Source organism: Vibrio sp. 1069 (assembly GCF_033340555.1).
Genome location: NZ_JAWOWP010000627.1, coordinates 1 through 596 on the forward strand (window position 1 = coordinate 1; position 596 = coordinate 596).

General features: G+C 45.6%; 1 protein-coding gene. It reads left to right on the forward strand.

Going from position 1 to position 596, the window contains the following annotated elements:
• Positions 1-596, forward strand: a 596-nt coding sequence (locus R7040_RS28125) for a dihydropteroate synthase (protein ID WP_318097839.1), incomplete at both ends; no start/stop codon positions are given.

Below are 596 nucleotides of genomic sequence, written 5' to 3' on the forward strand. Positions count from 1 at the left end.
GCATTCAAGGTAAAGGCATTGTGAACTCTATCTCTTTGAAGGAAGGCAAAGAGAAATTTGTTGAGCAAGCTAAACTGATCCGTCGTTATGGCGCAGCTGTGATCGTCATGGCATTCGATGAGGTTGGTCAGGCAGAAACGCGCGCGCGCAAGCTAGAAATCTGTACAAATGCTTATCGTATTTTGGTAGATGAAGTTGGCTTCCCGCCAGAAGACATTATTTTTGACCCAAACATTTTTGCCGTCGCAACGGGTATTGATGAGCACAACAACTATGCTGTTGATTTTATTGAAGCTGTAGCGGACATCAAGCGCGATTTGCCACACGCGATGATTTCCGGTGGCGTGTCGAACGTGTCTTTCTCTTTCCGCGGTAATAACTACGTTCGTGAAGCTATCCATGCTGTGTTCCTCTATCACTGTTTTAAAAATGGTATGGATATGGGGATCGTAAACGCGGGTCAACTTGAGATTTATGACAACGTTCCGGAAAAACTACGAGAAGCGGTAGAAGACGTTGTGCTTAACCGTCGAGATGACGCTACAGAAAGATTGTTGGATATCGCGGCTGAGTACGCAGATAAAGGCGTTGGCAAA